The sequence below is a fragment of the Flavobacterium sp. ZT3R18 genome (assembly GCF_007097385.1).
GTDB lineage: Bacteria > Bacteroidota > Bacteroidia > Flavobacteriales > Flavobacteriaceae > Flavobacterium.
The window spans coordinates 136,480-151,533 of the sequence record NZ_VJZS01000003.1; the positions used below are offsets into that span (position 1 = coordinate 136,480).

At 31.8% G+C, this 15,054-nt stretch carries 12 protein-coding genes; 9 read left to right on the forward strand and 3 right to left on the reverse strand.

Annotated features, from left to right (window positions below; all coding sequences use genetic code 11):
* Positions 1 to 217 precede the first annotated feature (217 nt).
* Both FNW52_RS05055 and FNW52_RS05060 read left to right on the forward strand, forming a co-directional pair.
* Positions 218 to 2,317: an ATP-binding protein gene (locus FNW52_RS05055; RefSeq protein WP_143376379.1), complete on the forward strand. Its 2,100-nt coding sequence runs from the start codon at positions 218 to 220 to the stop codon at positions 2,315 to 2,317.
* A gap of 221 nt (positions 2,318 to 2,538) precedes the next feature.
* A complete protein-coding gene (locus tag FNW52_RS05060) occupies positions 2,539 to 2,841 on the forward strand; it encodes a DUF6787 family protein (protein ID WP_143376380.1) in 303 nt (100 codons plus the stop codon).
* Between the two features lie 81 nt (positions 2,842 to 2,922).
* Here FNW52_RS05060 and FNW52_RS05065 read toward each other — a convergent pair whose 3' ends face one another.
* The gene (locus FNW52_RS05065) at positions 2,923 to 3,321 is read right to left on the reverse strand and encodes a hypothetical protein (protein ID WP_370511563.1); all 399 of its coding nucleotides are present in this window, start codon (positions 3,319 to 3,321) and stop codon (positions 2,923 to 2,925) included.
* Positions 3,322 to 3,652: 331 nt separating this feature from the next.
* On the opposite strand from FNW52_RS05065, the gene FNW52_RS05070 reads away from it, so the two are divergent.
* From FNW52_RS05070 to FNW52_RS05085, 4 genes are all read left to right on the forward strand, one after another.
* Positions 3,653 to 4,351 carry an ABC transporter ATP-binding protein gene (locus FNW52_RS05070; protein WP_143376381.1) on the forward strand — a complete coding sequence of 233 codons (699 nt, stop codon included), beginning with the start codon at positions 3,653 to 3,655 and terminating at the stop codon, positions 4,349 to 4,351.
* Between the two features lie 575 nt (positions 4,352 to 4,926).
* Positions 4,927 to 6,039 (forward strand): hypothetical protein, encoded by a 1,113-nt coding sequence (locus FNW52_RS05075; protein WP_143376382.1) that lies wholly within the window; start codon positions 4,927 to 4,929, stop codon positions 6,037 to 6,039.
* A gap of 33 nt (positions 6,040 to 6,072) precedes the next feature.
* Positions 6,073 to 6,837 carry a TIGR02757 family protein gene (locus FNW52_RS05080; protein WP_143376383.1) on the forward strand — a complete coding sequence of 255 codons (765 nt, stop codon included), beginning with the start codon at positions 6,073 to 6,075 and terminating at the stop codon, positions 6,835 to 6,837.
* A 232-nt stretch (positions 6,838 to 7,069) separates the two neighbouring features.
* On the forward strand, positions 7,070 to 8,422 hold the full coding sequence (locus FNW52_RS05085; RefSeq protein WP_143376384.1) for a DEAD/DEAH box helicase: 1,353 nt from the start codon (positions 7,070 to 7,072) through the stop codon (positions 8,420 to 8,422).
* Between the two features lie 97 nt (positions 8,423 to 8,519).
* On the opposite strand, the gene FNW52_RS05090 is transcribed toward FNW52_RS05085, so the two are convergent.
* Both FNW52_RS05090 and FNW52_RS05095 read right to left on the reverse strand, forming a co-directional pair.
* Positions 8,520 to 9,650, reverse strand: a complete 1,131-nt coding sequence (locus tag FNW52_RS05090; protein WP_143376385.1) for a lactonase family protein — start codon at positions 9,648 to 9,650, stop codon at positions 8,520 to 8,522.
* A 59-nt stretch (positions 9,651 to 9,709) separates the two neighbouring features.
* Positions 9,710 to 10,534: a Bro-N domain-containing protein gene (locus FNW52_RS05095; protein WP_143376386.1), complete on the reverse strand. Its 825-nt coding sequence runs from the start codon at positions 10,532 to 10,534 to the stop codon at positions 9,710 to 9,712.
* Between the two features lie 246 nt (positions 10,535 to 10,780).
* On the opposite strand from FNW52_RS05095, the gene FNW52_RS05100 reads away from it, so the two are divergent.
* The 3 genes from FNW52_RS05100 (at position 10,781) to FNW52_RS05110 (ending at position 15,053) form a co-directional block, all read left to right on the forward strand.
* Entirely contained in the window at positions 10,781 to 12,709 is a 1,929-nt protein-coding gene (locus tag FNW52_RS05100) for a BatA and WFA domain-containing protein (protein WP_143376387.1), read from the forward strand.
* A gap of 99 nt (positions 12,710 to 12,808) precedes the next feature.
* The gene (locus tag FNW52_RS05105; RefSeq protein WP_143376388.1) at positions 12,809 to 13,954 is read left to right on the forward strand and encodes a DUF262 domain-containing protein; all 1,146 of its coding nucleotides are present in this window, start codon (positions 12,809 to 12,811) and stop codon (positions 13,952 to 13,954) included.
* Positions 13,944 to 15,053: a DUF3696 domain-containing protein gene (locus tag FNW52_RS05110; RefSeq protein ID WP_143376389.1), complete on the forward strand. Its 1,110-nt coding sequence runs from the start codon at positions 13,944 to 13,946 to the stop codon at positions 15,051 to 15,053. Before FNW52_RS05105 ends, FNW52_RS05110 begins: the two co-directional genes overlap by 11 nt.
* The last annotated feature ends 1 nt before the right edge of the window (position 15,054 follow it).

The window sequence follows — 15,054 nt, forward strand, 5'->3', positions numbered from 1 at the left end:
AAACCCTTGAAAATTATTTTTAGAAAATCTTTGTTTTCTTCTTTTTTTCAATTATAAAATGGCAAACGATCACTGTATCTGGCTTCTAACTTACTATTTTTTTTACATAAAATTACGGCACGATAATTGGTACAGACCTTAAAAACTACTTTTCACTAAAACATTTTTAAGGCTATTTAGAGTTATAAATTCTTTCAAAAACCATATTCTTTCTTTAATGGAAAAAATCGAACCCAAAAAATCGAACCCCAAAATAATATTACTAATTGCAGGTATCAATGTTTTCTCGATACTATTAGTTATAACTCTTCTGATATACACTTATAATATCAAGAAAAGCATTTTATCCGATTATAGTACACAATTTCAAAATGAAGTTTCTAGAATGGTGCAACTTGAGTACAATCAGATTAGCACTTCTATGGAAAGTGAAGCCAATTGGAATGATTTTGCAGATTACACTATAAACAAAGATGCCAACTGGTATAACGAAATGTATGCTAACCCAAAGCTGTACAAATCCGATTATATTGGGGTGTATGGTTTAGACAATAAAATCATCAATCATACCAATGGTTCAAAGATAAAAGAAACCGACTTCGTACCGAAAGAAGCATTAATTGCACTAAAAAAATCAAAAAAAACACATTTTTATTTAAAAACATCAGACGGGATAATTCAAGTATTTGGTATTACAATCACAAAATCTAACGACACAAACTATAGTAAACCAACTGGTTATTTTATTTTGGCTCGAAAAATTGATCAATCGCTTAAACAAAAAATTGAAAAAATCACCCGTTCCACAATAACGGTATTCGATCATCCAAAAAACAAAGAAATAGGAGATTATACACTTCATTACAAAGTCGATTTAAAAGACAACCGAGGTAATTTTATCTCTCAAGTTTATTTTGAAAGACCTTTTGGTAAGTTTATCATAACCATTTTAAACGGCCTTTTTACGATACTCTTTATCGCTTTAGCACTACTAATGCTAAGTATTATATACACCAAAAAATGGGTTTCTATCCCTTTGAACGCAATTACCAAAGCACTTGAAACTGGAGATAAAGAATCTATCGCAATTTTAAAAAATACTGAAGGTAATTTTAAAAATATTGGCTCTCTCTTTGAAGAAAATACCAGACAAAAAAACAAATTGGTAAAAGCAAAATTAAAAGCTGAAGAAAGTGACAAGCTAAAATCTTCCTTCTTATCAAATTTATCGCATGAGATTAGAACACCTATGAATGCTATAATTGGTTTTACTGAATTGCTCTTGAATACGGAAGTCGAAAAAGAAGAACAATTAGAATACTTATCGGCTATTGACAAAAGTGGAAAAAATTTAATTGCAATTATTGATGACCTTATCGAAATGTCAAAAATAGAATCGCATCAAACAAAACCCAATTATACCGCAGTAAATCTAGAATCTTGCATAAATGATTTGTATGAAAGCATCAAAATCACTAATAAAAAATCAAAAAAAATAGATTTTAAAATTATAGAAAGCAAAAATCCAGCTTTACATCCCATAAAAACGGATGAAGTAAAACTCAAACAAATAATCACAAATTTGATAACCAATGCCCTAAAATTTACAGAACAAGGCTCAGTTGCCTTTGGTTATGAAATAGATAAAAAAAACAATCAATTAAAATTTACAGTAAAAGATACTGGATTTGGAATAGAAGAGAGCGATCAAAAACACATATTTGACCGTTTTAGAAGAGTTGGTGGAGATCAATCGATCAAAGTTCGCGGACTCGGATTAGGACTGGCAATATCTAAGGCATATGTAGAAATGCTGGGAGGAACAATCGCATTAGAATCTAAATTAGGAAAGGGTTCTGAATTTTCTTTTATCATTCCGCTAGAATACATCGTAACCCCAAAAATTACGGTTCAACCAATTAATCAAATTCCGCTATCCAAAGGCGAAGAAGAAGGAACCATACTAATTGCCGAGGATGATAATATTAATTTCTTGCTGTTTCAAAAGGTAATGAAAGCCAAAAACTACAAGATCATTCGCGCCCTGAATGGGCAAGAAGCTGTCGATATTTGTCTAAGCAACCCAAACATTGATTTGGTGTTAATGGATATAAAAATGCCCCTAATGAATGGTTTTGAAGCTCTTAAAAAAATACAACCCATACGTCCTGATTTACCCATAATTGCTCAAACTGCCTTTTCTACGAATGAAGATAAAGAGTTAATTTTTAAAGCTGGGTTTTATGATTATATCTCAAAACCAATAAATAGAGGCCAATTATTTGAGATGATTGATCACTTTTTTCAGAAAAAATAAACCATTAGCAACTGTACATGAATAGTCCTTACTGATTAGCGTTTAATCGTTATTATAAGATGCATCCCTTCGCAATTAGACTAAAAAACTTCAACTGAAATATTTTTTATTGATGAAAGACACCTATTTTTGGGCACGTCCAAAGGCTAATCACTTTTTACTAATTACTAAGGGCTGAATAGTTCCAATCTTAGTATATTTGCATTCATGATAAATTAATAATGGGAGGATTAAGACAGCGTTGGGGATTAACATCCAATTTTCAACTTACACTAATTATTATTGTTTTTGCAATAACAGGATCTGCATCAGCTTGGTTGTCAAAACCATTCTGTGTGTGGTTGGGGATAACTAAAGAAGATTTAGGCTTTTGGTTTACCCCTATCCGATTGCTACTTATTTTCCCGATCTATCAAGTTTTATTAGTAGCGATAGGGTTCCTCTTCGGACAATTTAAATTCTTTTGGGCTTTCGAGAAAAAAATGCTTAAAAGTATGGGCTTGGGATTTTTATTTAAAAAGTGATAAAAAGTTTTCAGTTTTCAGCTTTTTAAACCTCCTTTCTACTAAAAACAACTATTCTCAGACTATCTGATTTTCTATTTTCTATTTTCTATTTTCTATTTTCATTTTGCCATTGAAATTGTTATTGCTATTGTTATTGTTATTGCTATTGTTATTGCTATTGCTATTGAATTTCCCATTGTCAGTTCTCTTTACCCAATACGTGTACATCCACGTTAGCGTAAAAGAAGGTATGACATCTGTAAAAGGGATTATTTCTTCAACAAAAGTCAAAATACCTGCTACCTTCCCTACTCTGCCTTCGTACATTTTGGTCATCAAAAAACCTGCCAATGGTGCCCAAACAACATCAGCAAATTCACCAATATATGGAATCGTAAACGACAGCATTCCAATACTATCAAACAACAACCCCAAAAGGAGTTTTTTAGTTTTCAAATTATTATTCAAAACAGCCGTTTTTTGTATATCTTTATTCATATTTATCATTATAAAATTAACTCCCAACTATCCTAATCTCATTTAGACAAAAAAGTGTAATACTCTAAGCTAAAAGCTTTGGTTAATTAAGTCTAATTTACTCAAAATTTAAATACATTAATAAAACAAACACAAATACTATTTAGAAATAAAAAGACAGTTATCTTTAAAAAAATAAAGCAAAACCTTACTTTTATCGACAGAATCTTTGTTTCTTTGTAAAAACAGTTTGATACCGATTAGGGATTCAATATAGTCTAATAAAAATCAGACTATATTTATACCATATCGGCATTATATCAAAAAAACAGGCTATCCTTAATGATATAAAATGATACACGCAAAAAACATACATAAATATTACGATCAGCTCGAAGTATTAAAAGGAGTCGATTTACACATTAAAAAAGGTGAAATTGTTTCTATTGTAGGTGCTTCGGGTGCAGGAAAAACAACACTTTTACAAATTTTGGGAACATTGGATAAACCAAGTCCAATAAAAACGGAAGTAGAAAATCAAGATACCGAAACCCAAACTTCATTACGAATAAATGAAGAAGATATTTTGAATATGAATGACAAATCATTATCAAAATTCAGGAACTTAAATTTGGGATTTATTTTTCAATTTCATCAATTATTACCCGAATTTACGGCTTTAGAAAACGTTTGTATCCCCGCTTTTATAGCCAATAAATCTAAAACTGAAACTGAAAAAGAAGCCCTAAAACTATTAAATTATTTGGGATTATCCCATAGAATTCATCATAAACCCAACGAGCTTTCGGGAGGGGAACAACAACGTGTTGCTGTAGCTAGAGCATTAATCAACAAACCCGATGTTATTTTTGCCGATGAGCCATCTGGGAATTTAGATACTCATTCTGCCGAAAATCTACACCAATTATTTTTTCAACTTCGAGATGAATTCGGACAAACTTTTGTGATCGTAACCCATAATGAAGAGCTGGCCAATATGGCCGATAGAAAGCTAGTCATGGTAGATGGACAAATTACCATAAACCCATGATACTTATCCTGATTAGTTGGATGATTCTAGCCTTCTTTTTTCTGACGGCTGGAGTTTTTTTGCAATCAATTTTAGGAATTAAAAAAAGAGTCATTTCTATCACCTTATTTTTAGGTATTTGTACCCAATGCTTCGTTTTAAATATATTCAGTTTATTTTTCAAAATTGGAATTGAAGTCTTTATAGTAAATTTAGCCGTTTCCTTTTTATTGTTTTATTACCAAAGGAAAGTAATCTATCAATATTGGGAGGAAACAAAACTAAGTTTCAATTCACTTTCATTATTTTCAAAAAGCACTCTTGTAGTCCTACTATTATTATCTCTTTTGAAATGTGCTCAATCGCCAATTCTTACCGATAATGAAAGTTACTATATTCAAACTATTAAATGGATAAACGAATATGGCTTTATAAAAGGATTAGCTAACTTGCACATCTTTTTTGCTCAGACATCCCCTTTTCATGTACTTCAAGCAGGATTTAATTTTAATTTCATATCCAATCGAATCAATGATCTAAATGGTTTTATATTGATTATTAGTTCTTTTTACTACTTAACAATTTTTGAGAAAAGAATGAAAGAAAAAAAAGAAATCCATTGGATTGGTCTTATAATGCTCTTTAATGTCTTATTCTTACAATTTATAAATTCTCCTTCTCCAGATTTTATTCTTTTAGTACTTTCACAGATTATTTTTTATCTTTTTTTAGAAGAAAAAAATTCTGATGAGAATTTTAAAATAATAACACTCTTAATTCTATTATTGATTTTTATAAAAATCACAATTGCATCATTTATATTAATCCCTTTATATTTGGTTGTTCGAGAAAAAAAAGGACTTCTTTTTTTCATTAGCGCAGGTACAATAACGACCTTACTTTTTATCCTAAAAAACAGCATCACTTCGGGTTATCCATTTTATCCTTTAAATTTATTCCCTCTCCCTGTTGATTGGAAAATCCCAGAAACAATACTCGCATTTATTACTGAAGCAACAAACAATACAGGTTATTTCGAAAATTTAAAATTAGATCAACCTAGTTATTTATTCAAAATAAATTCTTGGTTGCACCTAGGAGGAATCAATAGAATTTTCAATTGGGGAATACTACTTCTTTTTGTTTTAGTCCTTTTTACAAAAAAAACACAAAAACAAAATAATTATAAAATTTTATATTTCATATTAGTAATACATTTCATAATTATACTTTCAGTCTCTCCGCAATTTCGATTTTTCTTGCCTGAATTTATTTTTTTAACAGCATTATTTATAAGTGATTTTTGTGAACGTTTACAAATAAGCAAAAAAATGATTAGCTACTTATTACTATATCTTTCCATATTACCCATAGTTGCAATTGAATTCGTTAATTTTAAATATTTAACAGAAAACAAATTACATCAAAGAAAGGCAAATTTAAATTGGACACAAATTTTCATCCCTAGCGAAAACTCTTCATTATCTAAAATTCCATTCGAAAAAAGAAAATGTAGAAATATGGAATATTATTCTCCAAAAGAAAATTTCTTTTTTTGGGGAACGGCAAACGGACCACTACCCTGTGTCAATAAAGTGCAGTTAGATTATTTTGAAAAATACTATCATATAATCCCTCAACTCCGAACTTCTTTACTCAAAGATGGCTTCTATTCAAAGAGAACTGTAACTAAAAATCATAAAAACTAAGTAGTTATTTAGCTAACCTTATTATTTATAAAAATGAATTCCTCAGAACTCAAATCTTTCCTCGATGAGAAAGTTGTACTATACAACAACACGAATTTCATCGAGAGTGATCCAGTGCAAATTCCGCATTTGTTTTCTCAAAAAGAAGATATCGAAATTGCAGGATTCCTGAGTGCCACCATTTCTTGGGGAAATAGAAAAATGATCATTAAAAATTCGCATCAAATGATGGAATTGATGGGAAACGCACCCTATGATTTTGTAATGTCACATCAGGAAACCGACTTAGAGCGATTAGAGTCCTTTGTTCATCGTACCTTCAACGGGCAAGATTTCATTGGGTTTATAAAAGGCTTACAGCATATTTATAAAAATCATGGTGGATTAGAAACTGTCTTTAGCAACAACTTAGGCGAAGATAATTTACAAAAAAACATACACGAATTCAAAAAGTTTTTTTTTGAAATTCCACATCTAAATAGAACCCAAAAACACATTTCGGACCCTTTGAAAGGATCTGCTGCCAAAAGAATAAACATGTACCTGAGGTGGATGGTTCGACAAGACAACAAAGGAGTAGATTTAGGTATTTGGAAATCCATATCACCCGCACTCTTATCCTGTCCGCTAGATGTACATTCTGGAAATGTGGCCAGAAAACTGGGTTTGCTTACCCGAAAACAAAACGATGGAAAAGCATTAACTGAATTGGATTTAAAACTTCGAGAATTGGACCCAACTGACCCCGTAAAATATGATTTCGCGTTATTTGGATTAGGCGTTTTTGAAGGATTTTAGAAAAAAAAGGTCAAATCGAGTTACCCTTTAATTTTGGCAAAGAACCTATATTTTGTTTTTTTTGAACCTCTAATAATTATTTTCTTAAGTAATATGCAAAAGTATTTTCTTGTAAACATATTAAGGGATATTTGTAATGCACGAGCAAAAAGCTTTCAAAAAACGCAAAGTTAGCCTCCTCTTTCAATCCTTAGTTTCAAAAAACCTATCTTTGCACAAAATTAAAATACAAATGAGCACTTTCGAACAATTCAATCTCCCTAAATCAGTCCAAAAAGCAATTGACGATTTAGGTTTTACTTCCCCTACTCCTATTCAGGAAAAAACTTTTTCTGTGATAATGTCTGGTCGTGATATGATGGGAATTGCACAAACGGGTACTGGTAAAACATTTGCCTATTTATTGCCTTTATTAAAATTATATAAATTCACTCCAGGTCATACTCCTAAAATAGTAATCCTAGTTCCAACTCGTGAACTTGTGGTTCAAGTAGTTGAGGAAGTAGAGAAATTAACCAAATACATGTCGGTTCGTACGGTTGGTATTTTTGGTGGTGTTAATATAAACACCCAAAAAACAACGGTTTATCAAGGATGTGATATTCTTGTGGGGACTCCTGGAAGAATCATGGATTTAACATTGGATAATGTCATCCGATTTGAAGAAATGCAAAAGTTGGTTATCGATGAGTTTGACGAAATGCTGAATTTAGGTTTCCGCACCCAATTGACCGCTATTTTGGCTATGATGCCAAAAAAACGCCAAAACATACTCTTTTCGGCAACGATGACCGATGAAGTCGATGCTATTTTGAATGACTATTTTGATTATCCAGAAGAGGTTACCCTATCAGCATCAGGAACTCCTTTAGAAAACATTACACAAATTACCTATCAAGCTCCTAATTTCAATACCAAAATCAATCTTTTAAAACACTTATTACAAACCAACGAAGACATGAGTCGTGTACTGGTTTTTGTGAATAACAAGAAGATATCCGATATGGTTCACGAACGAATCGAGGAAGATTTTGAAGGTCAGTTTGGGGTTATTCACTCCAATAAATCCCAGAATTACCGTTTGAGTACTATGGCTTCCTTTCAAGAAGGAAATTTACGCGGTTTGATCACTACCGATATTATGGCGAGAGGTTTGGATATTTCGAATATTACACACGTAATCAACTTTGAGATGCCCGAATTACCAGAATTGTACATGCACCGTATTGGTAGAACGGGTCGTGCCGATGCTACTGGAACGGCTATAAGTCTTATTGCTCCTCGTGAAGAAGAATCAAAAGTGGCTATTGAAGTATTAATGAATACCGAATTAACCGTTGAAGCTTTCCCAGAAGAAGTTGAAGTTTCAGCTAAACTAATCGAACCTGAAAAAGACAGACAGCCAATTAAGTTTTTGATGAAAAAACAAAAACTAGACGGTGATGGTGCTTTTCAAGAAAAAAGCAAAAAGAATAAGAAAGTCAATTTGGGTGGGCCTGGTGTTACCAAGAAAAAAACACACGGTTCTGTAAATAGAAATATGTTGAAGACCAGAGATAAAAAGAGAAAAGACAAGAATAAGTAGTTTTCAGTTTTCAGTCTTCAGTCTCTTAAAAAAACAGCCAATGGTTTAAAAACCATTGGCTGTTTTTTTAAGATAAAATCACACTGCTGAAAACTGATTACTTTTTTACATTACTAAACACCAAACAAACAGGAGAACACAAGTCTATCTTTTTTCCAGTATCCGTTAGCGTTCCTTTTCGTTTATGAATCTTAAAAATCATAATATCGTTAGTATATTGATGTGCTACCAAAAGAAATTTTCCCGTTGGGTCAATCACAAAATTTCTTGGACCTTTTCCTAAAGTACTTATTTGGCCTCTTGATTCTAATTTCCCTTTTTTCGAAACTTTAAAAATCGAAATTGTATTGGCGTCTCCTCTATTCGAAGCATATAAAAATTTTCCGTTAGGCGAAATATGAATATCCGCTGAGCCAAAAGTTCCTTTAAAATCTTTAGCCAAGATACTCGTTTCATTGATTTGGGTTAACTTTCCGTCTGCATAACTAAAGGTGGTCAATGAAGCATCTAATTCTTGCAATAGATAAACGAATTTCCCATTCTTGCTAAACGTTAAATGTCTTGGTCCACTTCCCGCTTTTACCGAAACACTATCTTTTAATGTTAAAATTTCGGCAGTCGTCCCGACGCTTCGGGATGGATCATAATTGTACACATACACTTTATCATTTCCTAAATCATTACTTAAAACATATTTTTTATCTGGCGAAAAATAAACCATGTGTGCATGAGCCTTTTCTTGTCTGTCTGCATTTGCTCCTTTACCATAATGCTGTACAACCTGCTTGGCTTCGGTTATACCTCCATCCTGCTTTATCCCAAAAACTGAAATATTACCCCCAGAATAATTGGCAACAATCACATTTTTATCATCATTGATAATATAGCAGGGATCAGCCCCTTTGGAACTTTCTTTATTGATAAAACTGGGTTTTCCGTTTACTTGATCAAATGCAAAAGAGCTTACGGTACTTTCTCCTCCGTTTTCATTTACAGCATAAATAAATTTATTATCCTTAGAAACCGCTACATAGCTAGGATTAACGATACTGTCCGAAGATTTCTTTAATCTCATTTGAGCATTATTGGTGTCAAATTCATATACATAAATCCCTTTACTATAGCACGTATTAGTATAGGTACCAACGATAAGATTGAGTAAGTTTTTTTGCGCTTGTGTTGAAGCTACAGTAAAAACTAAGAGAAGAAAAAGAAAGGTCTGTTTCATATGTTATTGATATTGATTTTCTATTGTAATTGAAATTGCTATTGCCATTGATATTGTTACTACTTTTTATTATCTAAAAGTTTTTTCGCAGAAACACTCGTCACTACTTTCTTTCCAGTTTTTGCTTCCAATTCTATCATGGCCACTTTGGCAACATTACCGCCTTGTTGAGCAACTGTTTGGCTTTCTCCAAAAGTTTTTGGATTAACTGCTTGTGAAATATCTTTGGTAGAAGCCTCCGCCAACATATTCAAAATTAATTCTGTATTGGTCATATTATCCCGAAGATTCTCTTTTTTCAACCCTTTCAGAATTTTATATTCTTTGGTGGTTTTCTCAGACCACGCTTTGGTTATGATATCGGTCAATATGGCAAATTGCGTTCCTTCTTTTAATCCTCTGCTTTTCCATTCATCCGTAAGCTCTTTCCTGATTTCAATGCTTTTTAAACGCTGATTAATCCAACTTTCAGAATAACCCAATTGCAAATAGTGTTGTAATGCTCTGTCAATACCTATTTCTGGGTCTTGCATTTCATCAAGACGTTCACTCCCCACTTGAGCCAACCAAAGTTTGAATGGTTCAGCTTTTGGAGATGGGACAGATTGAATTAATCGAAATAATTGTTCTGTATCAGCAACGTCCGTTTTATAATATTTACCATCAGACGAAACCATTTTCAGTTGGTTACAATTTGTAACCAACTGACTTCCCTCTTTTTTCAAACGATTTTTTAATACTTTCCAATAATTATTCGGGTTTGGACTTTCTGACAATATCCCAATAACATCCACAATAGAAAAATACCATTTCTCTTCCTCTTCATTCCATAAAGAACGAACTTGCTTTTGTTCAAATAATTGTAATGCGGTTTCTTTTGTCATTTTACATTCATTTATAAGTAAAAGAGCTAGGTCACATTCTCTCCTTAAAAAAAACAATAATTTATCTGTAGTGGTATTTTTGCAAAAGCTAAAATACTTATTATCTTTCAGAATTACCCTATTTGTTTCCTCTTTTGAAAAATTATAGTAACATCATGAGAAACTGTCAACAAATTTGTATTTTTGACACACAAAATTCAATGAACTTCATTGTAAAAAATCCTGTGAAGCAAACAAAACTTTAGAATGCACTTTAAACAACCCGAAATTTTATACTTTCTATTCTTGTTGATTGTTCCAATTTTGGTGCATTTATTTCAATTAAGAAGATTCAAAAAAGAATATTTCACTAATGTTCGTTTCCTAAAAGCCCTTTCTATTCAAACCAGGAAAAGTTCCAAAATCAAAAAATGGTTGCTTTTAGCTTGTAGAATGCTTTTACTGACTTGTATCATTCTTGCCTTTGCTCAACCTTTTTTTGAGTCTAAAGACAGTAAAAATGCCAGCAATGAAATGTATATTATCCTAGACAATTCCTTTAGTATGCAAGCCAAAGGAAAAAAAGGCGAATTATTAAAACGTGCCATTCAAGAACTGCTTGAAGAAACACCAGAAAATGCAAATTTTTCTTTGCTTACCAATACTGATAATTACTGGAATACAGATATAAAAACCATTCGTACTGAATTGCAAAACCTAAAATATAGCGCAACTCCTTTTCAATTAGACAATATAATAGCCAAAGTAAAAGCACATAAATCGGCATTCAAAAAAGACATTGTAATCATTACCGATGCCGTAGGTTTGACTCCAAACCAATTAAAAAACATGGGCACCGATAACATTCCGTATTTTATTATTCCGAAGGCAGAACAAAAAAACAATGTAGCTATCGACAGTGTTTTCATTCATCAAACACTGGATGATTTTTACGAATTAGGTATTATTGCAACAAATTACAGCACTGATTTAAAGCCCGTTCCAATGGCTTTGTATAATCAAAACAAACTGATTGCCAAAACCATTATAAATTTTAAGGACAAAAAAGAAACCATTAATTTCACTATCCCCAAACAAGCTTTTCATGGCTATGTTTCCATTGAAGACAATGATTTGATGTATGACAATAAACTGTTTTTCAGCATTTCAAAAATCAAAAAAACCAATATTATCAGTATTGGAGCACCCGAAAAAAGCAATTTCATGGGCCGAATTTATACTGCCGATGAATTCAATTACAGTGCTGCCACATTAAGCACTTTAGATTACAACAGCATCGACAAGCAAGACGCCATTGTTCTAAATGAACTGGACGAAATCCCACAAGCTTTACAAACTACTTTAAAATCCTTCGTGAGTAAAGGCGGGAATCTTATTGTAATTCCATCGGAAACGGCTACAATATCCAATTTGAATGCATTAATGAATCAATTTGGTTCCGCTCAATTCAAATCATTAGATTCGAATGAAAAACTGATTACCAAAATCAATTTCAGTCATCCATTATTTACTGGTGTATTCGAAAATAAAACCAATAATTTTCAATATCCAAAAACAAAAAAAGGTTTTACCATTTCGAGTACAAGTCCTGCTGTTTTAAGTTTTGAAGATCAATCCCCATTTTTAATAGGGCTTCGAAATGCCGTTTCATCCGTTTATGTATTTTCGGCTCCATTAAACACATTAAATTCTAATTTTCAACAATCTCCTTTGATTGTTCCTGTATTTTATAAAATGGCTTTGAGCAAGACAAACAACGGAATTAATGCCAACACCATTGGCAACAACGCCTCTTATCTTGTCCCTGTTTTGTTATCTAAAGATGAAATTCTAACGGTAAAAAATCAGGAAGAGCAATTTATCCCAGTACAACAATTATTGAACAATAAAGTACAATTATTTTTTAATGATTACCCCCAAAAAGCAGGTAATTACACGATTTATGATTCCAAAAAGCCAATAGAAAACATCAGTTTTAATTATCCCAGAACCGAAAGTGATCTAGACCAAATCAACGAAAGTATACTATCCGATTACAAAACAAGTGATTCCATTGCAACTATTTTTGACACGTTACAAACCAGTCGAACTGACAATCAAATTTGGAAATGGTTTATTATCTTTGTACTGTTATTTTTAGCATTAGAAATGGCAATTATCAAATTTGTGAAGTAACCCATTTTCTATAAAGTTAACTCATTTGTTAAAATAAATAAGATTGCCTATTTTTGTCAAAATAGCATTTTAATAAATAATTTGCAACCCATTTCAACTATGACCAATACAAGCTTAAGTGAAAAATCTTTAAACAATGGAACTTCAGATATTGAAAAGGAAGATTTGGGTGATGAAATTTCTTTAGAACCTTATGACCCTAGTAAAATAAGTATTGATCACCAAAATGTGAATTTAGGTTCTATTATTGAAAATTTACAACACAATGAAATTCGTTTAGACCCTGAATTTCAGCGATTAGGAGATTTATGGTCTGACTCCAAAAAAAGCCAGTTGATTGAATCTATCCTTTTAGGGCTACCTCTTCCTTCTTTTTATTTTAGTGAAGAAGACTCGGGAAGATGGGAAGTGGTTGACGGATTGCAACGTCTTTCTACTTTTAAATCTTTTATTGTTGATAAAACTTTATCACTACACGGATTAGAGTTCCTAAAAGAATACGAAGAAAAAAAATATGACGATTTATCTAGAGAAGACAAGAGAAAAATAAGTGGTTTCAAAGTCAATCTTTATCTAATAAAAAAACAAACACCTAAAAATGTAAAGTTTTTGATTTTTAAAAAGGTTAATACTGGAGGGATTATCCTTACTCCTCAAGAAATGCGCCATGCTCTTAATCAAGGAACTCCTGCAATACTCATAAAAGAATTAGCCGAATCAGACGAATTCAAAAAAGCTACCGATAACAAAGTCCCTTCTAAAAGACAAGAAGACCGTGACTTTGTGAACAGATTCGTTGCTTTTTATATATTAGGATATACCGATAAATATGGAGGTAATTTAGATGAGTTTATGAATACTGGCATGGGTGAAATTTCAAAATTAAGAGAAAACGAACTTAATAGCTTAAGAGAAAATTTCAAAGCAGCTATGACGTTATCCCACAAAGTTTTTTACAGAGATGCCTTTAGAAAAAAACTTACGCCAAAAGATAATAGAAAACCTATCTCTAAAGCTTTGTATGATTCCATAAGCGTTAACTTTGCATGGCTTTCATCCGAAGAGAGAAAAAAATTACTATTCAAAAGAGAAGAGTTCAAAAAAAATCTTATGCTGTTATATGCTGATAATGAAGAAACATTCCTGAAATCAATATCAACAGGAACCGCTTCAACGACGAGTGTAAAAAACAGATTTGAAAAAATAAAATCAATCATTATAAAAACCTTAGCTAGTGATAACTAAACTTATTATAGAAAACTTCAAATCACATTCTAATACCGAATTAAATCTTTCGAAAATAAACATTTTGACTGGCTTAAACGGAATGGGAAAATCATCTGTTATTCAAGCATTATTACTACTAAGACAATCTTCAAAATTATCTCAAGGATTGGAACTAAATGGTGACTTATGCTCTGTTGGAATAGTCGAAGATGCTGTTTATCAATCTGCAAACGACGATTTTATTAGATTTTCTATAAGCTCCGATCATACTAACCTCAATTTTAAATTTCTTGCTAACCCATCAAACATTAATGATACTTTTTTAAAAACGTTGGAATTAAATCCATCAAAATTTGATGATTCTAATTTTAAATTATTTGAAAATAATTTTCAATACATTAGTGCATATAGGAATGGTCCTATTGATAATTATACAAAACACACTTCGGTTGTAGAATACGAAAATCAAATCTCAAAAATTGAAGGAAAATGTGAATTTGTAGCACATTATTTAGATTTTTTCGGGAAATCAATTATTAGCGATTCATTAAAAAGAAATGAAAATGATGATGCTACTTTAATATTTCAAGTTGAACAATGGATGAGAGATATAAGTCCTAATATTAATATAAAAATTAAATCCTCTGGACTAAATTACAAAATAGATTATAGTTTTGATAGAGGGCAAGGACAAACTCCAACTCTTGATTTTAAAGCGAAAAACATAGGTTTTGGCGTTTCTTATGTTTTGCCAATAATCGTTGCAGCGCTGCATTCTAAGCCCGAAAGTATCGTAATTATAGAAAATCCTGAGGCTCACATTCATCCTGGTGCACAAGCAAAATTAATGGAATTGATCTGTAAATCAGCCAAAAATGGAGTGCAATTTATTATAGAAACCCATAGTGATCATATTATAAATGGGATTTTAGTTGCTACTAAAAAAGATATTATTTCTAAAGACGATAGTTCTATTTATTACTTTGATAGAAATGAACAAAAACACGCAACCGAAGCCATTCATTTACCCGTTCTTGAAGGAGGTAAAATACAAAGGCCTCCGAAAGGGTTCTTTGATCAGTTGGATATTGACATGGACACTTTAATGGGGTTTTAAG

Bases quoted from the DNA above. Each gene is read 5' to 3' on its own strand.
- FNW52_RS05100 (WP_143376387.1), top strand. From the start codon at position 10,781: ATGCACTTTAAACAACCCGAAATTTTATACTTTCTATTCTTGTTGATT.
- FNW52_RS05080 (WP_143376383.1), top strand. From the start codon at position 6,073: ATGAATTCCTCAGAACTCAAATCTTTCCTCGATGAGAAAGTTGTACTA.
- FNW52_RS05105 (WP_143376388.1), top strand. From the start codon at position 12,809: ATGACCAATACAAGCTTAAGTGAAAAATCTTTAAACAATGGAACTTCA.
- FNW52_RS05095 (WP_143376386.1), bottom strand. From the start codon at position 10,534: ATGACAAAAGAAACCGCATTACAATTATTTGAACAAAAGCAAGTTCGT.
- FNW52_RS05065 (WP_370511563.1), bottom strand. From the start codon at position 3,321: ATGAATAAAGATATACAAAAAACGGCTGTTTTGAATAATAATTTGAAA.
- FNW52_RS05060 (WP_143376380.1), top strand. From the start codon at position 2,539: ATGGGAGGATTAAGACAGCGTTGGGGATTAACATCCAATTTTCAACTT.
- FNW52_RS05070 (WP_143376381.1), top strand. From the start codon at position 3,653: ATGATACACGCAAAAAACATACATAAATATTACGATCAGCTCGAAGTA.
- FNW52_RS05075 (WP_143376382.1), top strand. From the start codon at position 4,927: ATGAAAGAAAAAAAAGAAATCCATTGGATTGGTCTTATAATGCTCTTT.
- FNW52_RS05085 (WP_143376384.1), top strand. From the start codon at position 7,070: ATGAGCACTTTCGAACAATTCAATCTCCCTAAATCAGTCCAAAAAGCA.
- FNW52_RS05090 (WP_143376385.1), bottom strand. From the start codon at position 9,650: ATGAAACAGACCTTTCTTTTTCTTCTCTTAGTTTTTACTGTAGCTTCA.
- FNW52_RS05055 (WP_143376379.1), top strand. From the start codon at position 218: ATGGAAAAAATCGAACCCAAAAAATCGAACCCCAAAATAATATTACTA.